Raw genomic sequence first — 26,203 nt, forward strand, 5'->3', positions numbered from 1 at the left:
GTCAAGTATAGCGCCCGGACGCCAAAACGTCCGAGCGCATCACAAACATATGCCAAACGGCACGCCCTTTTGGGGGCAAAGATTATGCAGCGGTGATCGAAATCTCCTGGTCGACACCCAACAGCTGAACCACGCGCATCACCGGGGGCTGCACATTGGTGCAGCTAAAGCGCTTACCGTGGTCGACCGCGTGGTGCGCGGCGCCCACGAGCACGCCAATGCCCGTCGAATCGATGTAGCTCACCTGGGCAAAATCGAGCTCAACGGCCTCAGTGGGCTGCTCGAGCGCCAGGTCGATGGCATTGCGCAGGCTATCGGCGTTAGAGATATCGATCTCGCCGGTTACCTTAATGGTGTAGAGCTCTGGCGTGGGGTTAGTGGAAATACCCAAATCCATAAATACGCTCCTTTATGTATCGAAAGTGCGGATAGTACGGGAAGCCGCGCGTTAGGCGCGCTCGGCACGCGCAAGCTCGGCAGCGACAAGCTTAACGGCCAGCACCAGCACATCGAGCGCGGCCTCCAGGTCCTCGACCGTGGGATAGCTCGGCGCGATGCGGATGTTGGTGTCGCGCGGATCCTTGCCATAGGGCCAGGTGGCACCAGCCGGCGTGAGCTTGACGCCCAGGTCGGCGCAAAGCGCGGCGACCTTCTGGGCCGAGCCCTCGGGACCATCAAAGCTCACAAAGTAGCCGCCGCGGGGATGCGTCCAAGTGGCGCAACCCGTATCGCCCAGGCCCTCGGTGAGCTTGCGCTCGACGGCCTCAAAGCGCGGGCGCAAGAACTCGGCATGCTTTTTCATATGCTCCTTGACCGCCTCGATGGTGGGAAGGAAACGCACGTGACGCAGCTGGTTGAGCTTGTCGGCGCTGATAAGGCCCGCCTTCAGGCGCTTGGAGAACTCGGCGATGACCGCGGGGCTCGCACCGATGAAGCCGATACCGGCGCCCGGGAAGGTGATCTTGGACGTCGAGGCAAATGCCACCACGCGGTCCTCGGTGCCCGCCGCGCGGGCAAGATCGAAGATGTTGGCGAGCTCGTCGGTCTCGTCGTACAGGTCGTGCACGCAGTAGGCGTTGTCCCAGAAGATGCGGAAATCGGGCGCGGCCGTGGGCATCTCGACCAGGCGACGCACGGTGTCATCGCTAAAGGTGATGCCCGTGGGGTTGGAATACTTGGGCACGCACCAGATGCCCTTGATAGAGTCGTCGGCGGCAACCAGGCGCTCGACCTCGTCCATGTCGGGACCGTTGTCGATCATCGCGACGGGGACATTCTCGATACCCAGGTCGGCGGTGATGCCAAAATGACGGTCGTAACCGGGAACCGGGCACAGGAACTTGACCTTCTTGCCGTCATGCGCGGCCTCGTAAGCCTCCCAGGGCTCGCTGCCGCACGAGCCGCAGCGCCAGAACATGCCGGCGATATCGTGCTCGATCAGCAGGCTCGACGAACCCAGTACGAGCGTCTGCTCGGCGGGGCAACCCAGGAACTCCCCTGCCAGCTTGCGTGCCGAGGGAATGCCCTCAAAGCAGCCGTAGTTGGAGCAGTCGACGTTGCCGTCGTGCAAATCGGCGTCGGCATTGAGGATGTCGAGCATGGGTCGAGAGATGTCCACCTGGGAGGGCGACGGCTTGCCGCGGGCCATGTCGAGCGCCAGGCCCTTGGCCTTGACCTCGGCGACCTCGGCCTTGAGCGCCTCGATGGCGGCATCGAGTTCGGTGGTTTCCATCTTCTGGTAGATCGTCTGCATGGGTGCGACCTTTCACGAAGCGGTACGTTGCAATTCTTCTAAGTATAGACCGCCACCGTCGCAACGTTATGAAGCCGTGATAGATTAAGTCCATCGCAATGAATTACGAAACGCCGCGCATGCCGGCGTGGGGCGCCCAAGGAGGCACTATGGAGTACGGATCGTTCCAGGCCGAGGAATTCGGCGACCTGCAGCGCCTGGTCGACGGACTGTTTTATGACCGCCACGCCATCGACCGCCTGGATCTCATCGTACAGGCAGAAATCTTGGACTTGGCGCCCGACCTCATGGAAATCGTGAACCTTTTGCCGCCCGGCTACTACGACCGCCAATCGCTTTGCGACCAGCTCAACTCCGCCTTGGCCGCCCACGGCTGGGGCGCCGTCTACGGCACCGTGGAATAAACCTAGTCATTTAAGAACCTCCCCAATGACTAAAACGCCGCTTGTGATGGTGTTCACAGGCGGCGTTTTCAAACTTGCATCTGCTTTTACTTGTCTTTGGGCGCGGGGTGTTTGCAGACCACGCTCATGTAGATCATGCCCAGCACGGCCGCGGTGACAGAGCCGGCAAGAATGGCGGCCTTTGCGGCCAAGACCTCAAACTGGGCCGTCGGGAAGGCGAGGCCGCTGATGAGGATCGACATGGTAAAGCCGATACCGCCCAGAATGCCCACACCGGCGATCATGTGCCAGTTGACATTATGCGGCAACTCGGAAATCTTGAGTTTAACCAGGGCAAACGTCATGCCAAAGATACCGATCGGCTTGCCCAGCAGCATGCCAAAGTACACGCCGAGCGTCACCGGGTCGGTGAGCAGCGTGCTCATGTCCACGCCCACCAGGCGAACCTGCGCGTTCACGAACGCAAAGATCGGCAGGATCACGAAGTTGACCGGCGTGGAGATCAGACGCTCCATGCGGATGAGCGGCGGGGTCACGCGGTGCATGACGCGCTCGACCTTGGTGGTCGAGACGGTAAAGTCATGCTGGCCCAGGATGTGCGCCTCGTCGTCGTAGCGATCATCGAGCAGCGGCAGGCACTCGCCCAACCAATCGGTGAGGCTATCGAGCTTGACACCGCACTTGGCCGGGATGGTAAAGGCCAAGATGACGCCAGCAAGCGTAGCGTGCACGCCGCTCTTGAACATGCAGAACCACAACAGCAGACCCAGTACCGAATACGGGGCAAGGCGGTAGTGCTGCGTCTTGTTGAGCCACACGAGCGCGCAGGTCACAAGCGCGGCGGCGCCCAACCAAAACGGATTGGGGCTCTGACCGTAGAAGATGGCGATGGCGGCGATGGAGATGAGGTCGTCGGCGATGGCGAGCGTCGAGAAGAACACGCGCACGCCGTTGGGCACGCGATTGCCCAAAAGCGACAGCACGCCCAGCGCAAAGGCAATATCGGTTGCCATGGGAATGGCCCAGCCGTTGTGCGCGCCGGCATGGTTAAAGATCAGGTAGATGCAGGCGGGAACGACGACGCCGCCCACGGCTGCCAGCATGGGAAGCATGGCCTGACGCGGGTTTTTGAGCTCGCCGACCGTCATCTCGTACTTAAGCTCAATGCCCACCAGCAAAAAGAAGATCGCCATGAGAAAGTCGTTGACGAAAAGCTCGACGGTGAGACCGGCCGTAAGGTTGCCCAGACCCACATACAGCGGGGTCTCCAAAAAGTGATGGATGGCCTCGTAGGCATCGGTATTGGCGCAAATGACGGCGGCGATGGCGGCGATGACCATAACCGCGGCGGAAATCGTGCCGTTCTCGGCGATGCGCTCCCAAATGTCGTGGCGCTCAAAACGCTTGCGCTCACGAACGTTGAACAGCTGCTCGGGTGCTGCCATGGGCGGCTCCTTTCACGGGATGGCTCCCGTCTTAAAAAAGCACGGCCCGCCCAAGTGGCGGCGCCGCGCTCTAACGTATTACGCTTGCATCTAGCCTACCCTGCACGACAAGCACGCAGGCGTGGCCGAAAAGCGGAACCACAGGTTGAACATTATTTGCTCAACGGCACGGGCGCGCCTGCCCAAGAGACGACGCGGCGCCGTGCACAAAAAACGACCGGAGCGCGGGGCGTCCGCGATCCGATCGTGGCGTTCGGTCAACTAAACCTAGCAGGCGGCCATGATGGGGGCAGCGACCTGCTTCTTACGGGAGAGGACGCCCGGCATCCAGACGCCGTCGTGCTCGTCGGCAATGCCCAGGCCCTTCTGAGCGGCCTCGGTCTCGCCCTCGAGCAGGACCTGCGAGCCCTCCTCCATGATGTCGGTGATGCACAGGACGATGCCGTCGGCACCCTTCTCGGCGGCGTAGGCGCGCATGGCCTCGCGGATCTCGTCGATCATGCCAAGTGCGCGGCTCTTGTCGACGGTCTCGTACTGGCCGATGAGCAGCTCCTTGCCAGCGGGCTCGAACATCTTGATGTCGTTGCCGACCATCTCGGCTGCGGTGAAGGAGCCGGACGGACGGGTGAGGAAGACCTCCATGCCAAACTTGACCGGGTCGACGCCCACCTGCTCGCCGAGCTTGGCGGCAACGGCGCGGTCGACATCGGTGGTGGTGGGGCTCTTGAGCATGAGCGTGTCGGTCATCATGGCCGAGAGCAGCAGCTTGGCCTGGACGTCGGAAAGCTCAACGCCGAGCACGCCGGCGAGCTTGGTGACGATGGTGCAGCTGGAGCCCCAGGGCAGGCAGATGTAGTGCAGCGGGCCGGCGGTCTCGAAGTCGCCGATGCGGTGATGATCGACAACGCCAAAGACCGTGGCGTCCTTAAGGCCGGCGACGGACTGGGCAGACTCGTTGTGGTCGGTGAGGACGACGAGCTGACCGGCCTCGACGGACTCGATCACGCGGGGCTCGGCGATGCCGGCGTCGGCGAGCAGCTTGGCGGACTCGGCCGGAAGCTGACCAAGGGCGCAGGCCTCGTAGGTGTTGCCGGCATACTCAACCTGGTTGAGTAGCTGGGACAGGACGACGGCGCTCATAATGGCGTCGTTATCGGGGTTCTGGTGACCAAAGACAAGAACGTTTGCCATGGATATCCTCCACTTGATATGTGTACTTGGACGTAGCTATGGTAGCACGCCGATGCCGAGCCTTCGCAGACGGAAGGGCCACGGCATATTTTGGGGCGCAGGCACGGGGGCCAAGGCTATCCCTTTTGCACCATGTTGGTGCAAAGTAACCTGTCCCCCTTGCACCAACTATTTGCCGGCGGCGCGCAGGGCTACGTAGGCGGCACCGATAATGCCGGCGTCGTTTCCGAGCGAGGCGACCTTAATGGGCGTCTCGCGCGAAGCAGAAAGCGCGTACTGCTTAAAGTGCTCGCGAACCTTGTCGAGGTAGACATCGGCCGAGGCGGAGGCGCCGCCGCCGATGAGGAACATCTCGGGATCAACCACGTTGGCAATAAGCGCCAGTGCGCGGCCGAGATAGTCGGCCATGGTATCGGCCGCGGCCAGCGCGAGCTTGTCGCCCTCGCGGCAGGCCTGGAACACGTCCTTGGAATCGGAGGGGCCGGTCAGCTCGATGGGCTCGACGCCCGCCTTTTCGCACTCGGCAAGGTAGTTGCTCACCACGCCGGTGGCGCTGGAATACTGCTCCAGATGGCCATGGCCGCCGCAGCCGCAGGTGCGCTCCTCGTCGGGGTTCAGGCACATATGGCCAATCTCGCCGCCGGCGCCCACAACGCCTGATACCACGTCGCCGTTAACGATAACGCCGCCGCCCACGCCGGTACCAATGGTGACCATCACCACGTTCTGTACGCCCTTGGCAGAGCCGAGCCAGGCCTCGCCCATGGCAGCGGCGTTAGCATCGTTCTCGTACTTAACGACCGCGTCGGGGCAGTGCTCCTGAATGGCGACTCTTAGCTCAGGCAGGTTAATGGCAATGTTGGCCTTGACCTTGGCATCGCCCGACGCCGGGATGGGACACGGAACGGCCAGGCCAATGCCCGCCACAAAGGCACGCGGAATCTGTGCCTTGGCGACCACCTGGTCGATAGCCTCGGTCACCGCGGCAAAGCCCGCGGCGTCAACGATAGGAGGCGTGGGCACGCTGGCCTTGGCAAGCAGGTTGCCGTCCTCGTCGAACAGGCCCTCCTTAACCGAAGTGCCGCCGACGTCGATGCCGATGTAGTACTGCTTAGGTTCCATGGGAGCCCACCTTTCTCGTTTAAACATTGCCTGTATGGTACCGCTCTCAAGGCAAAAACCTACCAAAAAGGGACAGGTTTGTTTTGGCAGGTTTTATCTGGGGTAACGCAATTGGCTGCCCAACAGGCCGCGCAAGACCATCCCCAAAAATAAAGGCGCCGGGAGGCGGAGGCTCCCGGCGCCCGTCAAAGGGACTATGTTGTCTGTTGGACCGCACGGTCCGTCGCGGCGATAACGCCGACTAGGCCTGAAGTACCTGCAGCTGCTTGTGAATCTCGATGAGCTCCGTCGCCATGACGCGCATGGTCTCGGTACCGGCCATCTGGTCCTCGGCATGCAGCAGAATCAACGGGGCCTCGCCGTTACGCTCGCCGTTGGCCTCCTTCTTCAGAAGCCCCATGTGAACATCGTGGCCACCGTTATAGGCCTCGTCGCCCTGCTTGATAAGCTCCTCGGCGGCGTCAAAATCGCCCTCCTTGGCCTTTTGCACGGCATTGATGTACATGCTCTTGGCGGTACCGACGTAGCTGATGATCTCGAAGCAGGTCATCTGCAGTTCGTTCATATCCTCCATGCGGAGCACCTAGCCCATCACGCTGACGCAGTGGTCGATGATGCCGGCAGCGTTCATGCGGCCGTAGTCGACCATGTTGATGACCTCGACCGGAAAACGACCGGCGGCCTCCTTCTCAAAATCGCCCTTGGTGTAGCCGATCTGCGGACCAAGCAGCAACATGTCGCACTCGTCCAGGTGATCGTGGGCCTCGTTCATGGGACGAGCCTCGACCTCAATATCCAGACCACGGTTTGCAACCTCGGCCTGCATCTTCTGGACCAGCAGGCTCGTGGACATGCCGGCATTGCAGCAGAGCATGATCTTCTTCATGGTTTCCTCCTTATAACTGCGCGGCGCGCAGACGACAACTGGTTGTATTCCTTGCGGCTATTGTGCCCGCTCCCCTGTATCTTTACGCAAGGGAGAGAGCCGCGGGCACCGGCACCGCGTACCGGCGCCCGCAAAGGTGAAAGGGACGAACGTTAGGCGTTCTACTCGGCGAGAGCCTCCTGCTTGGCGATTGCCTTCTCGGAAATCTTCATAAAGGGCAGGTAGACGGCCATGCCAATGACAATCTCGATAGCCTGCCACACGCCAGCGCGCCAGTCAAAGCCCGTAGCGAGCAGGGCATTGATGACGGGAGGCATGGTCCAGGGCACCTGGGCGATGCAGGGGCTGATGATGCCTGCGCAGGTAAGGCCATAGGTGATGCCGATGAACAGGTCGGGAAGGAGGACAAACGGGATCATGAGCGGCAGGTTGTACACGATGGGGTAACCGTAGATAACCGGCTCGTTGATGTTGAACAGACCAGGCAGGATAGCCATCTTGGAAACGGTCTCGGAAGCCTTGTTTTTGGAGAACAGGAGCGTGTCGAGCAGGAGCATGAGGGTGCAGCCCGAGCCGCCGATGAGGGCGAAGCTGTTAACGATCTGCATGTTCATGTAGTGATCGGGCTGGATGGTGCCACCGGCGGCAAAGGTAGCCATGTTGTCGACGATGAGCATGGTCAGGATCGGCTCGACGGTAGCGCCAGAGATGGTGGACTGGTGAATACCGACGCAGAACAGCAGGTTAGCAAGGGTGTAGATGAGGATAACAGCCCATGGACCAGCGTTCATGATGCTCTTGAGCGGGTTGGAGATGCACGTGGAGATGATGGTGCACAGATCGGTGCCGGCGCACACGGCGAGCAGGGCTGCGGCAAGAGCGAAGACCGCGAGGTTAAGCAGCATCGGAATCATGACGTTGAAGGAGTTGGAGACCGCGGGAGGCACGCCCTCGCCCAGCTTAACCTTGAGCTTCTCGACGCCAGAAATCTTGATGAAGAGCGAGACGGAAAGCAGGGCGATGATAATAGCCGAGAACAGACCGTTGGTGCCGGTGTTGGCAGTCGAAAGGGCGCCCGTGACCTCGGCGGAGGTGATCTTGTCGGTGAGCAGTGGGCTCGTGGCGGCAAGCGTGGCGGTGATCTGCTGCGGCATCATGATGACGAAGGCAGAGATAGCGACGACCATGCAAGCAAGCGGATTATCGAAGCGCTTGTTCTTAGCGAGGCTGTAGCCAATCAATCCGGCCAAGATAATGGCAGAGACGTTGAGGGTGCCCAGCGTAATCGCCGAACCCCACGTCTGAAGGTTGGCAAGGCCCGCCGCATCGAGCGGGAACAGAGGGAACACGACGTTGTTAATAAGAACCGCGATACCCGCAAGGATATAGAGCGGCGTGATGGTCGCGAAGGCGTCACGCAGGGAACGCAGGTGAACCTGGTTTCCCACCTTCGCAGAGACCTCGGCAAACTTGTCGAGGAAGCTCTTTCCGTTGTCACTGGCCATGATTGCTCCTAACTTTCAAATCCGGCCTTTCCTATGCGCACGGTGGTCTGTCGCCCTCTGCCACCAGATGTGCCATGTGTTGCGCGCGGCGGCGCGCGGTCTGGACGTTCGTCCGGTCGCTAATCAACCACGTGGGTCGTGGCGACCTGTTTGAGCCAGGCCGCCGACTTCTTAAGACGGCGCTTATAGCCATCCATCAGATCGACCTCGACAAAGCCATAGCGATTCTTAAAGGCATTGGCCCAAGACCAGTTATCGATGACGGCCCAATAATGGTATCCGCGGCACTTGGCGCCCTCGTCGATGGCCTTGGCCACCCACTCCAGGTGCTGACGTACAAAGTCGACGCGGTAGTCATCCTGGATGGTTCCTTCGGCGTCACGGTTCTTGTATTCGTCCATGATGCCGATGCCGTTCTCGGAAACGAACCACTCAAGATCGGGGTAGTTCTTAGCGCAGTCCATGCCAAAGTCGTAGAGGCCCTGCGGGTAGATCTCCCAGCCGCGGCTCTCGTTCATAACGGCGTCGGGCCATACGTACTCGTCGGCAAAGTGCGGCAGGCCGTACTGGTCGACCTTGCTCGCCGGCGCCTGAACACGCGTGGGGTGGTAGTAGTTGCAGCCTAGCCAGTCGACAACACCCTGCTTGAGGATCTCTTGGTCGCCGGCGCGGAACGGGAGCTTAACGCCGCCCTCGGCCAGGCTGTCGAGCACGTCGGCAGGAAGCTCGCCCTTGGTGATGAGGTCGAGCCACCAGCGGTTGTTGATGCCGCTGGTCATGCGCACGGCCTCGAGGTCCGCCTCGCTGGGGTTCTCCTTGGTGTAGACCGGGGTAAAGCAGTTGATCATGCCGATCTTGGCATCGGCGCGAATAGCGCCCTCGTCATAGGCGCGACGATAGTTGGCCACGGCCAGCGCGTGCGCCAGCGAGATGTGATACTGCACGGTGCGGGCGCGGTTGAAGTCGTGGAGCTGCGGGAACCACACGCCCTCCTGATAGCGCTGCTCGGGCTCGACGATGGGCTCGTTAAAGGTGAACCAGTACTTAATCTCCTGGCCAAACTCGTGGAAGGCGACGTCGGCGTAATGTGCGTAAGCCTCGACAACCTCACGGCTCTCCCAGCCGCCACGGTTAAAGAGGTAGGTGGGCATGTCAAAGTGGTACAAGTTGACAAACGGCTCCAAGCCGGCTTCGCGAGAGGCGCGGAACAACTCGTGATACCACGCGGCACCTTCCTCGTTGAGGTTGCCGTCGGCATCGAGCAGACGGCTCCACTGGATGGAAGTGCGATAGGTATCCAGACCCAAGTCCTTCAAAATGCGAAGGTCTTCCTGGTACTTGGCCATAAAGTCATTGCCGGCGTAAGAGCCAACGCGGTTGTAGAACGAACCCAGATCCTGGATGGACCAGGTGTCCCACAGGTTCTCGAGCTTGCCGCCCTGGTTCCACTGACCCTCAGTCTGCGGGCCGGACATAGCAGCGCCAAAGAAGAAGTCGTTGGGCAGCTGATACTGTGCCATCAAAGTCCTCGCTTTCGTGTTCTAGAGCTTCCGGTTGGAGACGGGTTTGCTTTGGCAGGTTATCCGGCGCGGGCGCGCACCGGCCATACCGATATCCAACCCGCCAAAACAAAACCGTCCCCAAACGGTCGATCCTGTTGTGCGGAAGGATTCCGTTCGTTGCTTAGACTATAGCGCTCTAATTTTAATAGTAAAGCGTCTTTTTCTTTTTTCTTTCTCGAACTTCTTAGATAAAAGTAATATGGATGCCCTGTTGAGGGTTATACTTACTTTTTGTATTCATATATGTCGGAAAGGAGGTTCCATGATTCCCAAATACGAGGCGATAGCTGCAGATATTCGTCGAAGTATCGAGGATGGCGCTCTTAAACCGGGCGACAAGCTTCCCACCGTCGTTGAGTTCTGTGAGCTCTATAGCGTTTCCAAAATCACCGTCAAACAAGCTATCGAGCAAATCACCAAGGAAGGTCTTATTACCAGCCGGCGCGGATCGGGCACCTACGTTAAGGACACGGCGGAACTTCCCGGCCAGGCGTTTTTCCAGGGCAAAAACGACCGTGCCCAGGGCTTTTCGTATGAGCACCGCGGGGAAAAGGTGACCTCGGTGGTCTACGATTTCTCGATTGTTAATCCACCAGCGGACATCGCAGCCCAGCTGGGAATTGCCGAGGATGACTTTGCCTATCACGTCGTGCGCGTGCGTCAGGCCGATGGGAAGCCCATCGTTATCGAGTACACCTACATGCCCCTCGAGCTGATTCCGGGGCTGAAAAAGAAGGACCTGTACGGATCGGTCTACCATTTCATCCGCGAGCAATGCGGGCTGAAAATTTCGAGCTTCCACCGTACCATTCGCGCCGTGGCAGCAACCGAGGAAGAAGCCGAGCGCCTGGACACCAAGCCTGGCTCTCCCCTGCTCGAGCTCACCCAGATTGGCTTTTTGGACAGCGGCGCCGCCTTTGAGTATTCGGTCTCGCGCAACGTTGGCGACCGCTTTGAGTTGCACAACGTAACGTTGGCATAGGTTTTTGCAGTCATGCGGGCGCTCGTTTTGAACAGTTTTACGCAGCGCCCGCGCAACACAATGAGGTATGAATATGTCCGATTTGATTAAACTGACGCCGATCTTCCACGAGAAGATCTGGGGCGGTCGCCAGCTCGAAACCGTATTTGGCTACGACATTCCCGATGGCCCCATCGGTGAGTGCTGGGCCATCTCGGCCCACCCCAACGGCGACTGCCAGATTGCGGAGGGCCCGTATGCCGGCCACACGCTGTCGTGGCTGTGGGCCGAGCATCGCGAGCTCTTTGGCAACTGCGAGGGCAAGGAGTTCCCGCTGCTCATTAAGATTCTGGACGCCAAGGACGACCTTTCGATCCAGATTCATCCCAACGACGAGTACGCTGCCGAGCACGAGAACGGTAGCCTGGGCAAAACCGAGTGTTGGTATGTGCTGGACTGCGAGCCCGACGCCACGATCATCGTCGGCCAGCGTGCCAAGGACCGCGCCGAGGCCGCACAAATGATCGAGGAAGGACGTTGGGACGACATGCTCAACGTGTTGCCGATTCACAAGGGCGACTTTTTCCAGATTGATTCCGGTACCGTGCACGCCATCAAGACCGGCACGCTCATTTTGGAGACGCAGCAGTCGAGCGACGTGACGTATCGTCTGTACGACTACGACCGTCCCGGCACTGACGGCAACCTGCGCCCGCTGCACATTGAGCAGAGCCTCGACTGCATCGACTTTGATGCTCAGGCTCCGACCGACGGCACGGTGACCGCGCCCGAGGTGGACGGCGTGACCGAGCTCGAGTCCAACCCCTGCTACACCGTCGATCGCGTGCGCGTCAACGGCAGCAAGACCCTCGACCAGCGCTGGCCCTTCATGTGCCTGTCGGTCATCGACGGCGAAGGCACCGTCTGCGGCGACCCCGTCCACAAGGGAAGCCACCTGCTGGCCCCGAGCACCGTCAGCTCCATCGACCTCGAAGGCAAGATGGAACTGATCATCAGCCACCTGTAGGTCGCACCAACAACCCAAACGCAACAAGGGGCTCTCCCGTCCATGTGCGGGAGAGCCCCTTGCCATATCTATTTATCAGCCCACCCGGCTCTCCAGATCAAAAAGCGAACGAGCAGAGCGACGTTCGCAAGCACCGTTACCCAAGGACCTGGGCGGGCGTATAGGGCAACATCGATCGCGAGTTCCGCACGCAAAGGAGAGCACTTAATGTGCTCTCCGTCTTGCGCAGGACTGCCCGAGCAGGCGATGTTGCCCTATACGCCCGCCCAGGTCCGCCAGGATCACGACAGCTTGACGATCGGCGCGAAGCCCTTCATCAGCTTTTTGGTCTGACCGGTCTTTTCGAATTGAACCTCGATCATGTCTCCGGCGACCGAGATCACGGTACCCGTGCCAAAGGTCTTGTGGCTCACGGTATCGCCTGCGGCAAAGTCCTGCGATGCGCTGGCGCGATCAACCTTGCGCTCCACCGTCGGGGACACCTTGGACGAGGGCTTTTTGGCTCGCGGTGCGCCCGAGCCAAAGGTCGAGGCAACACGGCCAGCGTCGGGCGAGACCCCACGATGGCGCTCGGTCCCGTAGCTGCTGCCACCAAAGAAATCGTCAAAGCTCGATCCGCCGCGCGAACCGGAACCGCCAGTCGAGCGCGTATGCGAACCAAATACCTTGCCGCCGTACATATCCGAACCCATGCCCGAGCCAAAGGTGCCGTGACGGTCGCCGCGCTTCTCCCAACCCGTGCCTTCAAAACCGGCAGAACCGATACCGCTAAACTCGATATCCTCAAACGGAATCTCGTTGAGGAAGCGCGAGCGCGGGTTGGCAGAGGTCGAGCCGTAGGTGCGACGCGTGGCCGCATAGGTCAGGAACAGGCGCTTACGGGCACGCGTGATGGCGACGTAGGCCAGTCGACGCTCCTCCTCGAGCTTACCCGGGTCATCGCTGCCGCCAAAGTCGTGCACGTGCGGGAAGATGCCCTCCTCCATGCCGGCCACGAACACCGCCGGGAACTCCAGGCCCTTGGCGGAGTGGATGGTCATCATGGTAATGGCATGCGTCTCGCCGGCCAGGGAATCCAAGTCGGAGCGCAGGGCCAGCCACTCCATGAGTGCCGGTAGCGCCTTACAGGTGAGCGGACCATAGGTGCGCTCAATCTCGTCGGCATGCACGGCACCCGCCGGCATCCCCGTCGGCGCGGCATACGCGTTGCCCGCGATGGCGGCGGCCAGGGCATCCTGCGGCGAGAGCGCCGGGGCGGCTAGGCTATCGAGCGGATTGGAACCTGCGGCATCGCGCGCGCCGACGAGTGCCTCAAACGAGGATGCCGGGGCAAATGGCCCCGATTCGGGCGCGGGCGCGCTCACCACGACGGGCTCGGCGCCGGCAGGCACGTCGGCAACACCAGCTGCGCGCAGCTCTTCCAAGCTCTCGAGCGTACCCTCGATGTCCTCGTGCGTCTCCTCAAATTCGGCAGCGACGCCCAGGAATTCCTGGATGTTCTCGGCACGGCTCTCAGACTCCATGGTGCCCTCGGCGCGAAACGCCTGCAGCAGACCCGTCTTATCGACAATCATCTCGACGACGTCCTTGAGCTCGCCGTCCATGCGGCGGCCCTCGCGCACCAGCGACACAAAGCTTGACAGGCCATTGCGGACCTTGGCGCTAAACATGCCGGTTTCGGCACACGCAATCTCGCAAGCCTGGAAGAACGAGCAACGGTTGTCGCGCGCCAGCTGCTCGATTTTTTGGATCGAGGTGGAGCCGATGCCACGGCGCGGTGTGTTGATGACGCGCTTGACGCTCATCTCGTCGGCCGGGTTCACGATCATCTTAAGGTAGGCCATGACATCACGGATCTCGGCACGGTCGAAGAATCGCGTGCCGCCCACGATCTTGTAGGGCACGCCTGCGCGCAGGAACATATCTTCGAGGATACGCGACTGGGCGTTGGTGCGGTAGAACACAGCGATATCGTCGTAACTCGTGCCCTTGGAGTGCAGCTTTTCGATCTCGCCGGCAATCCAGCGGCCCTCGTCGCGCTCATCGCTTGCCTGGAAGGCCTGGATCTTCTCGCCGTCGCCCTCGGCCGTAAACAGACGCTTGTCCTTGCGTTGCGAGTTGTGGCGCACCACGGCGTTGGCGGCGCTCAGGATATGACCCGTAGAGCGGTAGTTCTGCTCCAGCTTAACGGTCTTGCAGTTTTTAAAGTCCTTCTCAAAGTCCAGGATGTTGGTGATGTCGGCGCCGCGCCAGCTATAAATGGACTGGTCATCGTCGCCTACGACCATGAGGTTTTGGTACTTGGCGGCCAGCAGGTTGGCGATCTCGTACTGGACGTGGTTGGTGTCCTGATACTCGTCGACGCTAATGTAGCGGAAACGCTCTTGGTACTTATCGAGCACCTCGGGGCGGGTGCGCAGCAGCTCAAGCGTGCGCACGAGCAGGTCGTCGAAGTCCATAGCGTTGGCGGCGCGCAGGCGGCGTTCCAGCTCCAGGTAGACCTGCGCGGCCTTTTTGTCGTTGGGGCTGTCGGCGGATTTGAGCATGTCCTCGGGGCCGATCATGGCGTTTTTGGCCGAACTGATCTTGCTGCGGATCATATTGATGGGGAATTGCTTTTGCTCGATACCGAGCGCCTGCATAATATCGCGCACCATGCGCTTGGAATCGTCGTCATCGTAGATGGTGAACTGACCGGTGTAGCCCAGCAGATCAGCGTCCTCGCGCAGCATACGCACGCACATGGCATGGAAGGTGCACACCCACATGCCACGGGTGCCGCTGGGAATGAGCGCCGCCAGACGCTCACGCATCTCGGCCGCGGCCTTGTTGGTAAACGTGATGGCAAGGATCTGCCAGGGCTTAACACCCAGGTCGCCGAGCATATGTGCGATGCGGAAGGTCAAGACGCGGGTCTTGCCCGAGCCGGCGCCGGCAAGGACCAGCAACGGACCCTCGGTGGTCAGGACCGCCTCGCGCTGGGCGGGATTAAGGCTGTCGAGGTCGACGAGCGGCTTGGCGGGTTTGGGTGCCGGCGCGGGAGCGTCGTAGATGTCGAGCGGGACGAGCTCGGGCTCCGGCGCAGCGGGGGCGGTGTATGCATCGAGCGGCACGGGTTCCGGCGTGGGCGGCACGGGTACCGCGGCGTTCTTTTCCCAGGGCAAGGGCTGGGTCATGGGCGACTCCTCATCTGACGGACGGCGCGCCTGCGGGCGGCGCCATAGTTTGAGCCGTACCAGTATACCGAGCCGCGCGGACACCGGCGCAAATCACACCACGACTCCGTGCGCCACCGTCAGGCCCGCCCAGCGGATTTGGCGCAATGGGGTCAGGTTAGTCTGCACCACATTGGTGCAAAGAAACCTGGCCCCATTGCACCAATCACGGAGCCACCGATGTCATGGCAACGGTAGCGAGCGGCGGCCAGGGCGAACAAATTGGCATGAAAAGGGGGCGGCATAGACCTTTTGGTCATGCCACCCCCTTTGAATGACAAGTTGTCGCCCTGGCCGCCGCGCAGCGTCGACTAAGTTAGAGGCCGAGCATCGGCTCCAGAACGAAGAAGTATGCGAGCACTACGATGCCCAGGATGATGCGGTAGGCACCGAAGCACTTGAAGTCGTGACGGCGGACGAAGCCCATGAGCCACTTGATGGCGATGAGCGAAACCACAAAGGCCACAACGCAGCCCACGCCCAGGATAGCGACCTCGTTGGCACCGAACGTGCCGCCCTTGATGAAGTACTTGACCAGCTTGAGCGCACTCGCGCCAAACATGACCGGGATGGCCAGGAAGAACGTAAACTTGGACGCCACCGAACGCGTGCAGCCCAAAAGCAGGCCGCCGATGATGGTAGAACCGGAGCGAGACGTACCAGGCACCAGCGAAAGCACCTGGAAGCAGCCGATACCCAGCGCAGTCTTCCAGCTCAGGTCCTCGAGCGTGGCGATGGAGCCAAAGTCCAGATTCTCGTCATCGTCCTCATCCTCAGCGGTAGCCGCGGCGGGCGCCGCAAAGTGCGCACCGGCGGGACGTCCACCCGACACCACAGCACGCGAACCAAACGAACCGGCAACGGCCATTTCCTCGCGCTTGCTCGCGCGCCAGTTCTCGATCACGATAAACAGCACGCCGTACACAATGAGCGCCAGCGCCACGACGGGAGCATTGTAGAAATGCTCCTCCATCCAGTCGTTAAGCGGCAGACCGATCGCCGCGGCGGGAATGCAGCCGAGCACAATCTTGCCCCACAGCACCCAGGTGTCGCGACGGCCCTCCTTGCCCTTGCTGGGCGAGAACGGATTGAGCTCATGGAAGAACAGCACACAGACGGCCAGAATGGCGCCGAGCTGAATCACGACCAGGAACATATTCCAGAACGTCTCGCTCACGTTCATCTTGACGAACTCGTCCACCAAGATCATGTGACCGGTCGACGAAACAGGCAGCCATTCGGTGATGCCCTCGACCAGGCCCATGAAGGCAGATTTTAGAAGCTCGATGATATCCAAAGGGACCCCCTCGTTAGACACCCGCCGATATTGTTCTGCGGACGGTGCGGGCGATGTCCCATTATCAACCGTTCGGGCGCGTCTGCGCCCACCCTTACCAAAAAACTCGTCCGTTCACAGAATTGCGAGCGGTCAAACCCAAATCCTTGGGTATAACTGCAACAAGATAAAGTGTTCGGCGGCCAACGCGCCCGCGCCCGCCCGATGCACGAGCCCCGCGCCCGTGCGATAGACCAAGGAGGAAACCATGAACGAGGGCTACACCAAGGTATTTGTTTCACTCGATGGTACTGAGCAGCAGGATTTTGTGCTCGCACGCGCCATCAAGGTCGCCGCGAACAACGGCGCCAAGCTAATCATCGGCCACGTTATCGATTCCACGGCGCTCGAGAGCGCCGGTTCCTATCCGGTCGATCTGGTCAACGGCCTAGAGGAGGCATTTAAGAACTCCATCGCCAAGCAGCTCGAAGAGGCCAAGGCCAATCCCGATATTCCCGAGGTCGAGGTCATGATTCGCGCCGGCCGTATTCGCGAGACGCTCAAGGACGAGATGCTCGACGTGGTTAAGCCCGACCTGGTGCTCTGCGGCGCCCGCGGCCTGTCCTCGATCAAGTATGCGCTGCTGGGTTCGATTTCGACGTTCCTGCTGCGCAACACGGACTGCGACATCTTGGTCGTGAAGTAGGTTCCTTCCCGCCGGCGCAAGGCCTGCGGGGTTATCACGCCGACGTCCTCGCCGCTTCGCGGCTGCGGGATGTCGGCTTAGATAACCCCTCCCGGCCTTGCGCCTTCGTCACCGTACTTCAGCGAGTTGGCTGATAAAAGATGGCGTGCCGCCCCATTTGGGGCGGCACGTTTTGTTTGAGGCGGCACGTTTTTGTTTGGGCGGACGTCTGCCGCGTGCGTTACTCGAAGTATTGGAACTTGTTGGTTGAGAAGGCAAACGTGACGACAAAGCCTTCGCCGGGCTCCGATGCTGCGGTGACGTCGATGCCCATCTTGGAGCACAGGCGCGCCACCAGGTAGAGGCCAATACCCGTTGCACGCTTGGTGGTGCGGCCGTTGTCGCCGGTAAAGCCCTTCTCGAACACGCGCGGCAGGTCTGCCGCACACACGCCGCAGCCGTTGTCCGCGACGGTAAGCTCGATGCGCTCGCTCGCCAGACCCTCGTCCAGCAACGCACCCGAAAACACGATCTTTGCGCCGTCCTCACGCGCATATTTAATGCTGTTCTGAATGAGCTGGCCCAGAATAAACTCGAGCCATTTCTCGTCGGTAAAGACCTCAAAGTCGAGGTTCTCGCACACCGGAGCCACGTGCGCCGCGATAAGCTCGCGCGCGTTGGCTTTAATCGCGCCCGTCACCAAGGTCTTGAGATCCCAGCGGCGAATCAGGTAGTCGCGCTCCACGACTTCCGAGCGCGCATAGTACAGAGCTTGGTCGATATAGCGCTCCACGCGGGCAAGTTCGCGTGCCAGGTCGTCCACGCGCGACAGGTCGTCTTCGCTGCTGTCCAGGTTTTCCAAAATCAGGTGAGCCGCCGCCAGGGGCAGCTTGCCCTCGTGGACCCAGCTCTCGATATAGTCGCGATAGTCATCGGTCTGACGCCTGCCTTCGGCAACCTCGTCGCAGGCGGCTTTGCCCACCCGGCGCAAGACCTCGTATTCGAGCTCGCCCTCGGCATAGGTCGGGCATTGCACCATCTCCTGCACCCATGCGGGACTCTCGAGCTCCTCTGCCGCGCGCTCCAACTGACGCAGAAAACGGCGACGGCGAGCGTACTCGATCACGATGCCGAGCATACCAAAGATAAAGGACACGCCAACCGCCGCGACCACGATAGAAACGGGTGCACCGGCGACCGTCAGCACAAAGCAGCTCAGCAGCACGCCGCACGTCCACACGGCGACGGGAAGCAGCGCATCTTTGAAGAATTTGGCGAACGACATAGCCGGCCCCTAGACCGAATAGCCTTGGCCGCGGTGCGTCGTCAAATACCCCTTGATGCCGATTTTTTCGAGCGTGGTGCGCAGGCGGTTGATGTTAACGGTAAGCGTGTTGTCGTCTACGAAGGCGTCGGAGTCCCACAGGTCCTGCATGATGGCCGAGCGCGAAACGATCTTGCCCGCGCGGCTCAGAAGCAGCGAGAGGATACGCAGTTCATTTTTGGTGAGCTCGGTGCTAGTGCCGGTTTGCGTATTGGTAACCATGGAGCGGGCGAGGTCAAGCTCCAGTCCCTTGTGGACGAGCGTACTGCGCTCGCCTGACGCCGCGGTGCGACGCAGCAAGGCATTGATGCGCGCCACGAGCACACGGGCGCTGTAGGGCTTGGGAACAAAGTCGTCCGCGCCGAGCGTCATGGCCATGACCTCGTCGATCTCGGTCGTGCGCGACGTGAGGACGATGATGGGAACCTCGGATTCGCGGCGAACCTCGTGGCAGATATGCTGGCCGTCCTTGACGGGAAGCTTGAGGTCGAGCAGCACCAGGTCGGGCGCGGCGGCGAGAATATCGCGCGAGACATGCTCGAACGATTCGCAGGTCTCGATTTCAAACCCGGCGCGGGCAAGGATGTCGATAAGTTCACGACGAATGGGCTCGTCGTCCTCAACGACATAGATCAGCGCCATGTGTCCTCCCATTTCGCGTAACTTGCACCTTTCACACCATTATGCCCACAGCGTCGCAGCGATACGACCCCGTGGGCACCTAATATGACAAAAGTGTTCGGTAGCCTTGAGAGAAAATAGGGACCCTCGGGCCTGAGCCGATCGGCCCCATCACTTCGACCTCGAGTCTCTACTCGAGCGCACGCATGTACGCGGAGATGGCATCCAGGCCCTTCTGCAGGTCGTCGGTGTTATCGGAGTATGCATAGCCGACGCGCATGCTCTTGGGCTCCTCGAAGCAATCGCCCGGGGTGACGAGCGCGCCGGACTTCTTAATCATGTCGATGCAGAACGTCCTGGAGTCGATGTCGTAGTCGTAATACACGAGCGCGGTGGTACCCGCCTCGGGCTTGACGAACGACAGGTGCGGCTCGCTCTCGACCCACTTCTCCAGAACAGCAAGGTTCTGACGGACGATGCGGCGGCTGCGCTCAAGGATCACGGAAGCGTTGCCCAGAATCAGCTCCGCCACCGACTCGCTGAATATGCCGGCGGAAATCAGGTTGTAGTCGCGATGCGAGAGCAGCGCGCGACGGAGCTCCGGGCTCTTGGTGACCGCCCAGCCCAGACGCAGGCCGGCGAACGACCAGACCTTGGACATGGATGCGGTGACGATGGCCTTGTCGTACAGGTCGATCACGGACTCGGAGTACTCATCCGTCTGAGTAAGCAGACGGTAGACCTCGTCGCAGAGCACCCACGCGTCGTGTTTGCGTGCGACCTCGACAATCGCCTTGAGCGTATCGGTGTCGAGCAGGGCGCCCGTGGGGTTGTCCGGGTTATTGATGCAGATGAGCTTGGTATCGTCGGTCACCAGAGCATCGAGCGCGTCGACGTCGACGTGGTAGCCGTTCTTGCGATCGAGCTGAAGGATATCGACCTTCGCGCCGCACATCTCGGGAATCGAGTAAAGCTGCTGGTAGGTGGGCTTGACGGAGACTACGTAATCGCCCGGTTCGACGAGCGTGGAAATAACCAGGGAGTTAGCACCGGTCGCGCCGTGCGTGGGCACGATATGCCCGGGCTCGACCGTCTTATAGAGACGCGCGACCCCCTCGAGGAAGCCGGGCAGCCCCTCGATGTCTCCGTAGGTGAATCGGCGCGAGCACAGGCTATCGAGCCACGCCTTCTTGTCGGTGTTCGTAAGCTCGAACAGCTGGTCGAGCGTGAGGGAGTAGACGCACGTCTCCGCAACGTTGTGGGTGCACTTGGTCTCCCACTCGTTCATCCACTGCTCGACGGCGAAATCCTTGATCTGCATTGTCGCTTCCTTTCCTTGACTTTCTTACAGTTCCACCACGGTGCCCAGCCCCGCCTCGACGGCGCGGTCGTAGGCGATTTTCGATGTCGAAAGGTCCTGAACGGCGATGCCCGACGTATCGAACACCGTCACCTGCTCGTCATCCGAACGCCCCGTAGCCGCGCCGGCGATGACTTCGCCGAGCTCCGCTTTGATGTCCTCGGGCGTGATGGCACCCTCGGCAACTGGAATCTCCAGCTCACCGGACGCGACCGATTGCTCGCGGTCGTCGACGTAAACAGCGGCACGGGCGACAAGTGCCGAGGCGAGCTCCTGCTTGCCGGGCATGTCGGCACCGACGCAGGAGATATGCGTACCGGGGCGCACCCATGCATCGGGGATGATGGGCTTGGTCGCCGGCGTGATCGTCACGATGATGTCGGCCTCCGCCGCGGCACCTTGGCCGTCAGCCGTCGCCTCGATGGAATAGGTGGATGCCTCGCGAGCATGCTCGCAGGCGCCCAAGATATGGGCGACCTCGCCTCGCATGCGCTCGACGCGGGCCTCGGGCGCGGCATCGGAAACCGGCTCCCACACCTTGACCTCACTCACTTTGGGACAGGCGGCGAGGGCGCCCGCCACCATATAGATGCTCATGTGGCCGGCACCCGCAACAAGCAGTTTGGACGCATCCGCCCGAGCCAGCCACTTGGCACCGAGCGCAGCGGCGGCACCGGTGCGAAGTCCAGTGACGGCGGAGGCATTGAGCAGCGCCAACGGCTCTCCCGTCGCGCTGTCGCACAGCAGCGTGGTGCCAAAGATCTCGGGCAGCCCCTTTTTGGAATTCTGAGAGAACCAAGCAGTGAGCTTGAGACCGAAGAGGCCGCTTCCCGCCAACTCGCCCGAGCGGATATCCATATCGGCCACGCCGGGCTCGAACTGCTCATATACCATCGGCCACGCAACGCCCTTGCCCGTTGCCTTCTGGCGATATGCCTCCTCCACGGCAGCGATTGCATCCTCAATCGTCAGCACCTTGGAAACTTCCTCGGCCGAAAGCACCACCATCTGCCCCATCATCGCTCCTCTCAGCGAAAGCTTTACGTTGCCTCACTGTACGGTTTAGTAACGATGCCGCCAAGGATCATTTCTTGTTGGAATCTACAACGATTCTCAATCTGATTTTTCGTTCTATCAGCAGGTATTTGAACTATTTCCCGCATCAACGGCATACGGATGTGCGATTATCCTATTTATACCTATACTTATTGTAGTGATTTACAAGGTGATGTTGATGCTATACACCATCTCGGACTTCTCACGGGAATATGAGGGGTCGGTCCGTCTAATCGCCGGCAGCGATGGCGTCTCGCGTGCCGTCTCTGGCGTCGGGATCCTCGATTATGAACTCATGCCCGGCCTCAAGAACAAGTACCAGCGCGTCAACTTCAGCTCAGACGAGATCATCCTCAGCACTTTCCTCTATGCGAAGGACGACCCGTACCTCATCACTGAAGCCGTGAAATACCTCGTCGCCAAGGGAACGAGCGGTCTCATCATCAAAAACGTCCTGCACATCCCGATTCCCGACCAAGCCATCCGCTACGCCAACGCGCGGCACTACCCGGTCTTTCTCACGACCGACGACTCACTGTTCTTTGACAGCGTCATCTATGAGGTCAAACGGCATATCGAGCAGCTCGCGTCCATCGACTTCGCACAGCGCGAGATCGATGCCCTGAGGACAGACGTATCGCCCGAGTCCATCTGCCGACGCATCCGAGGCCTCAACCCGTCATTTCTGGACGAAGCGGTCGCCCTGTTCGCATCGTTTGCAGAGCCCCTCGACCCGCGTACGTTTTTGCAAATCGAACGTCTCTGTGCAAAATCGACCCTCGCCGGATGCCACAACATGCTGGCACCCTATGACGGAGGATTGCTATTCGTAGCGACAAGCGACTCGGAGCAGACGCTCGATGTGGAGCGAATCGTGCAGGCGCTCACGGAGCTCATCGAGGCTAGCGGCATCGATGGCGGAGCGGAAGGGCTCGGCATCAGCGATATTCTGTTTGGAGACGAGGCGGTGGCGCAGGCGATCTCGCAGGCGATTTACGCACAGCGCCTATCTTGTCAACGAGCCGAGGGTCCCGTCCGCTATACGCAGCTCGGCATCCTGAGAACCGTGATGCCTTTTGCGGAAACCCCGGAGATGCGATCGTTCTCGGAGGCGATTCTCTCGCCGATACGCGAGCACGACAGCGAGCATGGCAGCGAACTGGAATCAACGCTCGCCGCATTCATCGAGAACGACCGACGTATCGAGCAAACCGCCAAGCAGACTGGCCAGCACCCGAACACAATTCGATATCGCCTCGATAAGGTGACAGCTCTCACCGGACTGAGCTACAAATGCGCCCCGGAGATGGAGCAGCTGTCGCTCGCCTACGCAATCGAACGCGCTCGCTCACTTCAGTAAGCCCACCCCGCCTTGAGGTTAGGAGCGGCGGGCACGGAGCTTTTCGTAGCCTTCGGCGAAGAAGGCGACCGTGGCGGCGTCGGCCTCCGCAGCGTCCGTCTCGGTTGCGGGAACCACGCCGTGCTCGTCGCTCACCAGGAACAGCGCGCCCTTGAGTTGCGCGGGAATGTCTACGCGCGTGACCGGGATGCCCTTGGTCTGGGCGAGCTGCTCGATGAGCGTCGCCGTGCCGCACAGGCACTCGTCCGCCGGCGCCACAAAGGCAAGCTCGCCGTTGTTGACGGCGGCGAGCAACTCGGGCGCCACGCCGGTCTCGTCGGCCTCGGAGCGGGCCTCGGCGGAACGGGCACGCAGCGCCTTGGCCGACGTATCGGCGAGCGGCTCGTACTCCCCCACCGTCATGGCGGCGTTGCCGTTAACGTCGATCACTAGCATGAGTACGCCGTCGTGCGCAGTGTAATCGCCCTCGGCAAGCGACCACTCAACGTGCTGCTTGGCCCAACTGAGCATGTTATGGGTAAGCGGCTCGCCCTGCACCAAGCGCTCGGACAGCGCACGAATGTGGCGGTTGAGCATGGGCACCTTTTTGTTGGACATGCGCCAGCGGCAGATAAGCGCGGGCTTGTCGAGCGTAAACTTCTCGACCGCCTCCTGATTGGCGCAAAAGTCCTCGTACGCACGCTGATCCTCGGCATTGCCAAACAGCTCGGCATCATCAATCTGGGGCATGGTCATACCTTTCGTGTTAGTCATTCCGTCCTCTTATACCAAAAAGACGGCCCTCCAAACGGAGCGACCGTCTTTTGCAGAGATTATTTTGTTTCGGGGCGAAACTTAGTGCCTAAAGTGGCGGGCGCCGGTAAACACCATAGCAATACCATGCTCGTTGCAGGCCTGAATGCTCTCGTCATCGCGCTTGGAGCCGCCGGGCTGGATGATGCAGGTCACGCCGTGTGCAGCAAGCACGTCGACGTTGTCGCGGAACGGGAAGAACGCGTCGCTTGCACAGGCAAAGCCGCCCTTCTCCACGCCCTCGCGCTCGCAGAAGTCCTCGGCGCGCTCGCAGGCAAGTAGCGCAGAGTCAACGCGGTTAGGCTGACCCGGGCCCATGCCAATGCCGGCCTTACCCTTGGAGACCAGGATGGCGTTGGACTTAACGCCCTTGCAGACCTTCCAGGCAAACTCGAGCTCGGCCATCTCGGCGTCGGTGGGCTTGCGGTCGGTGGGGAACGTAAAGGTCGCGGGATCCTCGGTCACGTGGTCGACCTCCTGCACCAGCATGCCGCCGTCGACGGAGCGCAGCTCCACCTGAGCGCCGTGGTCCACGCCGCCGGTCGCCAACACGCGCAGGTTGGGGCGCTTGGCCATGCGCTCGAGCGCCTCGGCGGTGTAGCTCGGGGCGATGATGACCTCGACGAACTGCTTGTTCTGATCGGCAAAGTGCTCAACCAGATCAAAGGGAACCTCGCGGTTGCAGGCGATGATGCCGCCAAAGGCGCTCTTGGGATCGCAGGCGAAGGCGCGGTCGTAGGCAGCCGTGATGTCCTCGGCAACGGCGGAACCGCAGGGGTTCTGGTGCTTGAGGATTACGCAGGCCGGCTCGTCGAACTCGCGGACCAGGTTCCAGGCGGCGTCGGCATCCAGATAGTTGTTGTAGCTGAGCGGCTTGCCCTGGATCTGCTTGGAGCCCACGAGCGGGAACTGCGAGCTCGCGGTGTTCTCGCAGCCCTCGGCAAAGCGATAGACTGTGGCTTTCTGCTGCGGGTTCTCGCCATAGCGCAGGTCGTCGACCTTCTCCAGCGAAATCTCGAGCTTGGCAGAGGTGTCCGCCACGTCGCTTGCCTGGGCGGCGAGCCAGCGAGAGATGGCCGTGTCGTAGGCGGCGGTGGTCTGGTAGACCTTCACCTGCAGGCGACGACGGGTGGAAAGCGTGGTGCAGCCACCGGTCTCGTGCATCTCGGCCAGGACGGCATCATAGTCGGCCGGATCGGAAATGACGGTAACGCTCGTGGCGTTCTTGGCGGCAGAGCGCAGCATGGAGGGGCCACCGATGTCGATGTGCTCGATGGCGTCCGCGAAGGTGACCTCGGGGTTGGCGACGGTCTTCTCGAACTCGTACAGGTTGACGACGACCAGGTCGATCAGCTTAATGCCGTGCTGAGCCGCCTCCTGCATGTGCTGCTCGGAATCGCGGCGGGCCAGCAGCGCGCCATGAACCTTGGGGTGCAGGGTCTTAACGCGGCCGTCCATCATCTCGGGATAGCCCGTGAACTCCTCGATGGGGGTTACGGGAACGCCCGCGTCCTCGATGGCACGAGCCGTGCCGCCCGTAGAGATGATCTCGACGCCAAAGTCGTCAACCAGCGTCCGTGCGAAATCGACGACGCCCGTCTTATCGGTAACCGAGATCAACGCGCGTGCGATCTTCACATCAGATCCCATGCAGTCCTCCTGTCTGGTACGCCGCCGTGCTCTGTGAGTCGGTGATACGTCGATCTGCAGCGCTCGCGCAGCGGCATTGAAAATACTGATTTAATGTAGCGCATCGAGCGCATCGATGCACCCCGCAACGGGCGCATGTGCAGAAAAAGTTTGCGAGCGGAGGGGATGGGCATGGCACCGGGCACGGTGAGTTCATGGAACACAGGGGCACCATAATTAGATGCCAATGGCGTGGTAGAACTGTGCTCGATATGCATCCGCAAAAGAAAGAGGCACCATGGTCTCGCGGGTTCTCTACCGACCGTTTGATACCGAAGACTTCGACGCCATCGCGCTGATTCTGCAGCAACTTTGGCATAACAATTCGGATAACGATGAGTACAACCGCCTTGAGGCCGCGTGCGACCTCGCCTATTGCCTTTCGTCATCGACGTTTTCGCAGGTTGCGGTGATTGACGGCGAGGCGCGCGGCATTGCACTTGCACGCGCAGGACAGAACTCCGGCGTCGCTATCAACGAGCATTGGATGGATACCGAACGCGCACTGCTATCGCAGATGCGTGAGCTGGAGCCTGATGCCTGCGCCGAGTATCTCTCGTTTGTGCGCGCAACCATCCGAACCAACAACCGCCTGCTCGAGAGCAGCCCGTTGCCGCACGACAACGAGGTCACGCTGCTTGCCGTGGATCGCGATGTCCATGGCCTGGGCGTTGGCACGGTTCTGCTCGATGCCGCGGTCTCGCACCTGTCCTCGCTTGGAGCGACGAGGGCGCACCTGTACACCGACTCCAACTGCTCGTGGAAGTTCTACGAGCTGCACGGCTTTAAGCGCACGGCCACGCACCGCGCCAACCGCGAAGAGCGCCGTCACGACATGCCGCGCGAAAGCTTCCTCTACGAACTCGACCTAACAGCCTAAACCCGGCAGTTAGGGACGTTCCTTTTAATATGAGCAGGACATTGTCAAGAGGCAAAATCGGGCCTGGCCCCAACGATATGGGGTCAGGC

The 26,203-nt window shown here is 60.8% G+C and carries 23 protein-coding genes; 6 read left to right on the forward strand and 17 right to left on the reverse strand.

Annotation, left to right across the window (positions count from 1 at the left end; translation table 11 throughout):
- Nucleotides 1-82: 82 nt before the first annotated feature.
- Both AB5164_RS05115 and AB5164_RS05120 read right to left on the reverse strand, forming a co-directional pair.
- On the reverse strand, nucleotides 83-397 hold the full coding sequence (locus AB5164_RS05115) for an STAS domain-containing protein (protein WP_035137695.1): 315 nt from the start codon (nucleotides 395-397) through the stop codon (nucleotides 83-85).
- Nucleotides 398-448: 51 nt separating this feature from the next.
- The gene (locus tag AB5164_RS05120) at nucleotides 449-1,753 is read right to left on the reverse strand and encodes an aspartate aminotransferase type Ic (protein ID WP_368142432.1); all 1,305 of its coding nucleotides are present in this window, start codon (nucleotides 1,751-1,753) and stop codon (nucleotides 449-451) included.
- Nucleotides 1,754-1,902: 149 nt separating this feature from the next.
- Here AB5164_RS05120 and AB5164_RS05125 point away from each other — a divergent pair, with 149 nt between their 5' ends.
- Entirely contained in the window at nucleotides 1,903-2,157 is a 255-nt protein-coding gene (locus AB5164_RS05125) for a hypothetical protein (RefSeq protein WP_022093864.1), read from the forward strand.
- Between the two features lie 86 nt (nucleotides 2,158-2,243).
- On the opposite strand, the gene nhaA is transcribed toward AB5164_RS05125, so the two are convergent.
- The 7 genes from nhaA to AB5164_RS05160 all read right to left on the reverse strand — a co-directional run bounded on the left by nhaA (nucleotide 2,244) and on the right by AB5164_RS05160 (nucleotide 9,826).
- Nucleotides 2,244-3,602 (reverse strand): Na+/H+ antiporter NhaA, encoded by a 1,359-nt coding sequence (gene nhaA, locus AB5164_RS05130; protein WP_368142431.1) that lies wholly within the window; start codon nucleotides 3,600-3,602, stop codon nucleotides 2,244-2,246.
- A 267-nt stretch (nucleotides 3,603-3,869) separates the two neighbouring features.
- A complete protein-coding gene (locus AB5164_RS05135; protein ID WP_368142430.1) occupies nucleotides 3,870-4,793 on the reverse strand; it encodes a manganese-dependent inorganic pyrophosphatase in 924 nt (307 codons plus the stop codon).
- Nucleotides 4,794-4,961: 168 nt separating this feature from the next.
- Nucleotides 4,962-5,915: an ROK family protein gene (locus AB5164_RS05140; RefSeq protein ID WP_233540551.1), complete on the reverse strand. Its 954-nt coding sequence runs from the start codon at nucleotides 5,913-5,915 to the stop codon at nucleotides 4,962-4,964.
- Between the two features lie 241 nt (nucleotides 5,916-6,156).
- On the reverse strand, nucleotides 6,157-6,489 hold the full coding sequence (locus tag AB5164_RS05145; RefSeq protein ID WP_199576444.1) for a PTS sugar transporter subunit IIA: 333 nt from the start codon (nucleotides 6,487-6,489) through the stop codon (nucleotides 6,157-6,159).
- A 9-nt stretch (nucleotides 6,490-6,498) separates the two neighbouring features.
- Nucleotides 6,499-6,801 (reverse strand): PTS sugar transporter subunit IIB, encoded by a 303-nt coding sequence (locus AB5164_RS05150; protein WP_035137700.1) that lies wholly within the window; start codon nucleotides 6,799-6,801, stop codon nucleotides 6,499-6,501.
- 161 nt (nucleotides 6,802-6,962) lie between these two features.
- A complete protein-coding gene (locus AB5164_RS05155) occupies nucleotides 6,963-8,306 on the reverse strand; it encodes a PTS sugar transporter subunit IIC (RefSeq protein ID WP_195444678.1) in 1,344 nt (447 codons plus the stop codon).
- A gap of 119 nt (nucleotides 8,307-8,425) precedes the next feature.
- Nucleotides 8,426-9,826, reverse strand: a complete 1,401-nt coding sequence (locus AB5164_RS05160) for a glycoside hydrolase family 1 protein (protein WP_117746098.1) — start codon at nucleotides 9,824-9,826, stop codon at nucleotides 8,426-8,428.
- A gap of 304 nt (nucleotides 9,827-10,130) precedes the next feature.
- On the opposite strand from AB5164_RS05160, the gene AB5164_RS05165 reads away from it, so the two are divergent.
- Entirely contained in the window at nucleotides 10,131-10,850 is a 720-nt protein-coding gene (locus AB5164_RS05165) for a GntR family transcriptional regulator (RefSeq protein ID WP_368142429.1), read from the forward strand.
- A 73-nt stretch (nucleotides 10,851-10,923) separates the two neighbouring features.
- The gene (manA, locus tag AB5164_RS05170; RefSeq protein WP_411161279.1) at nucleotides 10,924-11,856 is read left to right on the forward strand and encodes a mannose-6-phosphate isomerase, class I; all 933 of its coding nucleotides are present in this window, start codon (nucleotides 10,924-10,926) and stop codon (nucleotides 11,854-11,856) included.
- 281 nt (nucleotides 11,857-12,137) lie between these two features.
- Here manA and AB5164_RS05175 read toward each other — a convergent pair whose 3' ends face one another.
- A complete protein-coding gene (locus AB5164_RS05175) occupies nucleotides 12,138-15,032 on the reverse strand; it encodes an ATP-dependent helicase (protein ID WP_368142428.1) in 2,895 nt (964 codons plus the stop codon).
- Between the two features lie 355 nt (nucleotides 15,033-15,387).
- Complete coding sequence (locus tag AB5164_RS05180; RefSeq protein ID WP_148332666.1) at nucleotides 15,388-16,368, reverse strand: undecaprenyl-diphosphate phosphatase; 981 nt, start codon at nucleotides 16,366-16,368, stop codon at nucleotides 15,388-15,390.
- Between the two features lie 247 nt (nucleotides 16,369-16,615).
- Between AB5164_RS05180 and AB5164_RS05185 the strand changes: the two genes are divergently transcribed.
- Nucleotides 16,616-17,053, forward strand: a complete 438-nt coding sequence (locus AB5164_RS05185; protein WP_006235921.1) for a universal stress protein — start codon at nucleotides 16,616-16,618, stop codon at nucleotides 17,051-17,053.
- Nucleotides 17,054-17,273: 220 nt separating this feature from the next.
- Here the strand turns inward: AB5164_RS05185 and AB5164_RS05190 are convergent, their stop codons facing one another.
- The 4 genes from AB5164_RS05190 to AB5164_RS05205 form a co-directional block, all read right to left on the reverse strand.
- Nucleotides 17,274-18,317 (reverse strand): sensor histidine kinase, encoded by a 1,044-nt coding sequence (locus AB5164_RS05190; RefSeq protein ID WP_368142427.1) that lies wholly within the window; start codon nucleotides 18,315-18,317, stop codon nucleotides 17,274-17,276.
- 9 nt (nucleotides 18,318-18,326) lie between these two features.
- Nucleotides 18,327-18,998 carry a response regulator transcription factor gene (locus tag AB5164_RS05195; protein WP_368142426.1) on the reverse strand — a complete coding sequence of 224 codons (672 nt, stop codon included), beginning with the start codon at nucleotides 18,996-18,998 and terminating at the stop codon, nucleotides 18,327-18,329.
- 169 nt (nucleotides 18,999-19,167) lie between these two features.
- Nucleotides 19,168-20,298, reverse strand: a complete 1,131-nt coding sequence (locus AB5164_RS05200) for an aminotransferase (RefSeq protein ID WP_368142425.1) — start codon at nucleotides 20,296-20,298, stop codon at nucleotides 19,168-19,170.
- 24 nt (nucleotides 20,299-20,322) lie between these two features.
- Nucleotides 20,323-21,357: an ornithine cyclodeaminase family protein gene (locus AB5164_RS05205; protein ID WP_368147868.1), complete on the reverse strand. Its 1,035-nt coding sequence runs from the start codon at nucleotides 21,355-21,357 to the stop codon at nucleotides 20,323-20,325.
- A 214-nt stretch (nucleotides 21,358-21,571) separates the two neighbouring features.
- Here AB5164_RS05205 and AB5164_RS05210 point away from each other — a divergent pair, with 214 nt between their 5' ends.
- Complete coding sequence (locus AB5164_RS05210; protein WP_368142423.1) at nucleotides 21,572-22,753, forward strand: PucR family transcriptional regulator; 1,182 nt, start codon at nucleotides 21,572-21,574, stop codon at nucleotides 22,751-22,753.
- Nucleotides 22,754-22,771: 18 nt separating this feature from the next.
- Here AB5164_RS05210 and AB5164_RS05215 read toward each other — a convergent pair whose 3' ends face one another.
- Together AB5164_RS05215 and purH are read right to left on the reverse strand one after the other, a co-directional pair.
- Nucleotides 22,772-23,506 carry a hypothetical protein gene (locus AB5164_RS05215; RefSeq protein ID WP_368142422.1) on the reverse strand — a complete coding sequence of 245 codons (735 nt, stop codon included), beginning with the start codon at nucleotides 23,504-23,506 and terminating at the stop codon, nucleotides 22,772-22,774.
- Nucleotides 23,507-23,587: 81 nt separating this feature from the next.
- Nucleotides 23,588-25,195 (reverse strand): bifunctional phosphoribosylaminoimidazolecarboxamide formyltransferase/IMP cyclohydrolase, encoded by a 1,608-nt coding sequence (gene purH / locus AB5164_RS05220; RefSeq protein WP_195240725.1) that lies wholly within the window; start codon nucleotides 25,193-25,195, stop codon nucleotides 23,588-23,590.
- Between the two features lie 277 nt (nucleotides 25,196-25,472).
- Here purH and AB5164_RS05225 point away from each other — a divergent pair, with 277 nt between their 5' ends.
- A complete protein-coding gene (locus tag AB5164_RS05225) occupies nucleotides 25,473-26,114 on the forward strand; it encodes a GNAT family N-acetyltransferase (protein ID WP_368142421.1) in 642 nt (213 codons plus the stop codon).
- The last annotated feature ends 89 nt before the right edge of the window (nucleotides 26,115-26,203 follow it).

It is taken from the genome of Collinsella aerofaciens (assembly GCF_040915425.1).
GTDB lineage: Bacteria > Actinomycetota > Coriobacteriia > Coriobacteriales > Coriobacteriaceae > Collinsella > Collinsella aerofaciens_BW.

Bases quoted from the DNA above. Each gene is read 5' to 3' on its own strand.
- AB5164_RS05135 (WP_368142430.1), bottom strand. From the start codon at position 4,793: ATGGCAAACGTTCTTGTCTTTGGTCACCAGAACCCCGATAACGACGCC.
- AB5164_RS05115 (WP_035137695.1), bottom strand. From the start codon at position 397: ATGGATTTGGGTATTTCCACTAACCCCACGCCAGAGCTCTACACCATT.
- AB5164_RS05190 (WP_368142427.1), bottom strand. From the start codon at position 18,317: ATGTCGTTCGCCAAATTCTTCAAAGATGCGCTGCTTCCCGTCGCCGTG.
- purH (WP_195240725.1), bottom strand. From the start codon at position 25,195: ATGGGATCTGATGTGAAGATCGCACGCGCGTTGATCTCGGTTACCGAT.
- manA (WP_411161279.1), top strand. From the start codon at position 10,924: ATGTCCGATTTGATTAAACTGACGCCGATCTTCCACGAGAAGATCTGG.
- AB5164_RS05150 (WP_035137700.1), bottom strand. From the start codon at position 6,801: ATGAAGAAGATCATGCTCTGCTGCAATGCCGGCATGTCCACGAGCCTG.
- AB5164_RS05210 (WP_368142423.1), top strand. From the start codon at position 21,572: ATGCTATACACCATCTCGGACTTCTCACGGGAATATGAGGGGTCGGTC.
- AB5164_RS05120 (WP_368142432.1), bottom strand. From the start codon at position 1,753: ATGCAGACGATCTACCAGAAGATGGAAACCACCGAACTCGATGCCGCC.
- nhaA (WP_368142431.1), bottom strand. From the start codon at position 3,602: ATGGCAGCACCCGAGCAGCTGTTCAACGTTCGTGAGCGCAAGCGTTTT.
- AB5164_RS05185 (WP_006235921.1), top strand. From the start codon at position 16,616: ATGAACGAGGGCTACACCAAGGTATTTGTTTCACTCGATGGTACTGAG.
- AB5164_RS05200 (WP_368142425.1), bottom strand. From the start codon at position 20,298: ATGCAGATCAAGGATTTCGCCGTCGAGCAGTGGATGAACGAGTGGGAG.
- AB5164_RS05195 (WP_368142426.1), bottom strand. From the start codon at position 18,998: ATGGCGCTGATCTATGTCGTTGAGGACGACGAGCCCATTCGTCGTGAA.
- AB5164_RS05140 (WP_233540551.1), bottom strand. From the start codon at position 5,915: ATGGAACCTAAGCAGTACTACATCGGCATCGACGTCGGCGGCACTTCG.
- AB5164_RS05145 (WP_199576444.1), bottom strand. From the start codon at position 6,489: ATGGAGGATATGAACGAACTGCAGATGACCTGCTTCGAGATCATCAGC.
- AB5164_RS05175 (WP_368142428.1), bottom strand. From the start codon at position 15,032: ATGACCCAGCCCTTGCCCTGGGAAAAGAACGCCGCGGTACCCGTGCCG.
- AB5164_RS05205 (WP_368147868.1), bottom strand. From the start codon at position 21,357: ATGATGGGGCAGATGGTGGTGCTTTCGGCCGAGGAAGTTTCCAAGGTG.
- AB5164_RS05160 (WP_117746098.1), bottom strand. From the start codon at position 9,826: ATGGCACAGTATCAGCTGCCCAACGACTTCTTCTTTGGCGCTGCTATG.
- AB5164_RS05225 (WP_368142421.1), top strand. From the start codon at position 25,473: ATGGTCTCGCGGGTTCTCTACCGACCGTTTGATACCGAAGACTTCGAC.
- AB5164_RS05165 (WP_368142429.1), top strand. From the start codon at position 10,131: ATGATTCCCAAATACGAGGCGATAGCTGCAGATATTCGTCGAAGTATC.
- AB5164_RS05125 (WP_022093864.1), top strand. From the start codon at position 1,903: ATGGAGTACGGATCGTTCCAGGCCGAGGAATTCGGCGACCTGCAGCGC.
- AB5164_RS05215 (WP_368142422.1), bottom strand. From the start codon at position 23,506: ATGACTAACACGAAAGGTATGACCATGCCCCAGATTGATGATGCCGAG.
- AB5164_RS05155 (WP_195444678.1), bottom strand. From the start codon at position 8,306: ATGGCCAGTGACAACGGAAAGAGCTTCCTCGACAAGTTTGCCGAGGTC.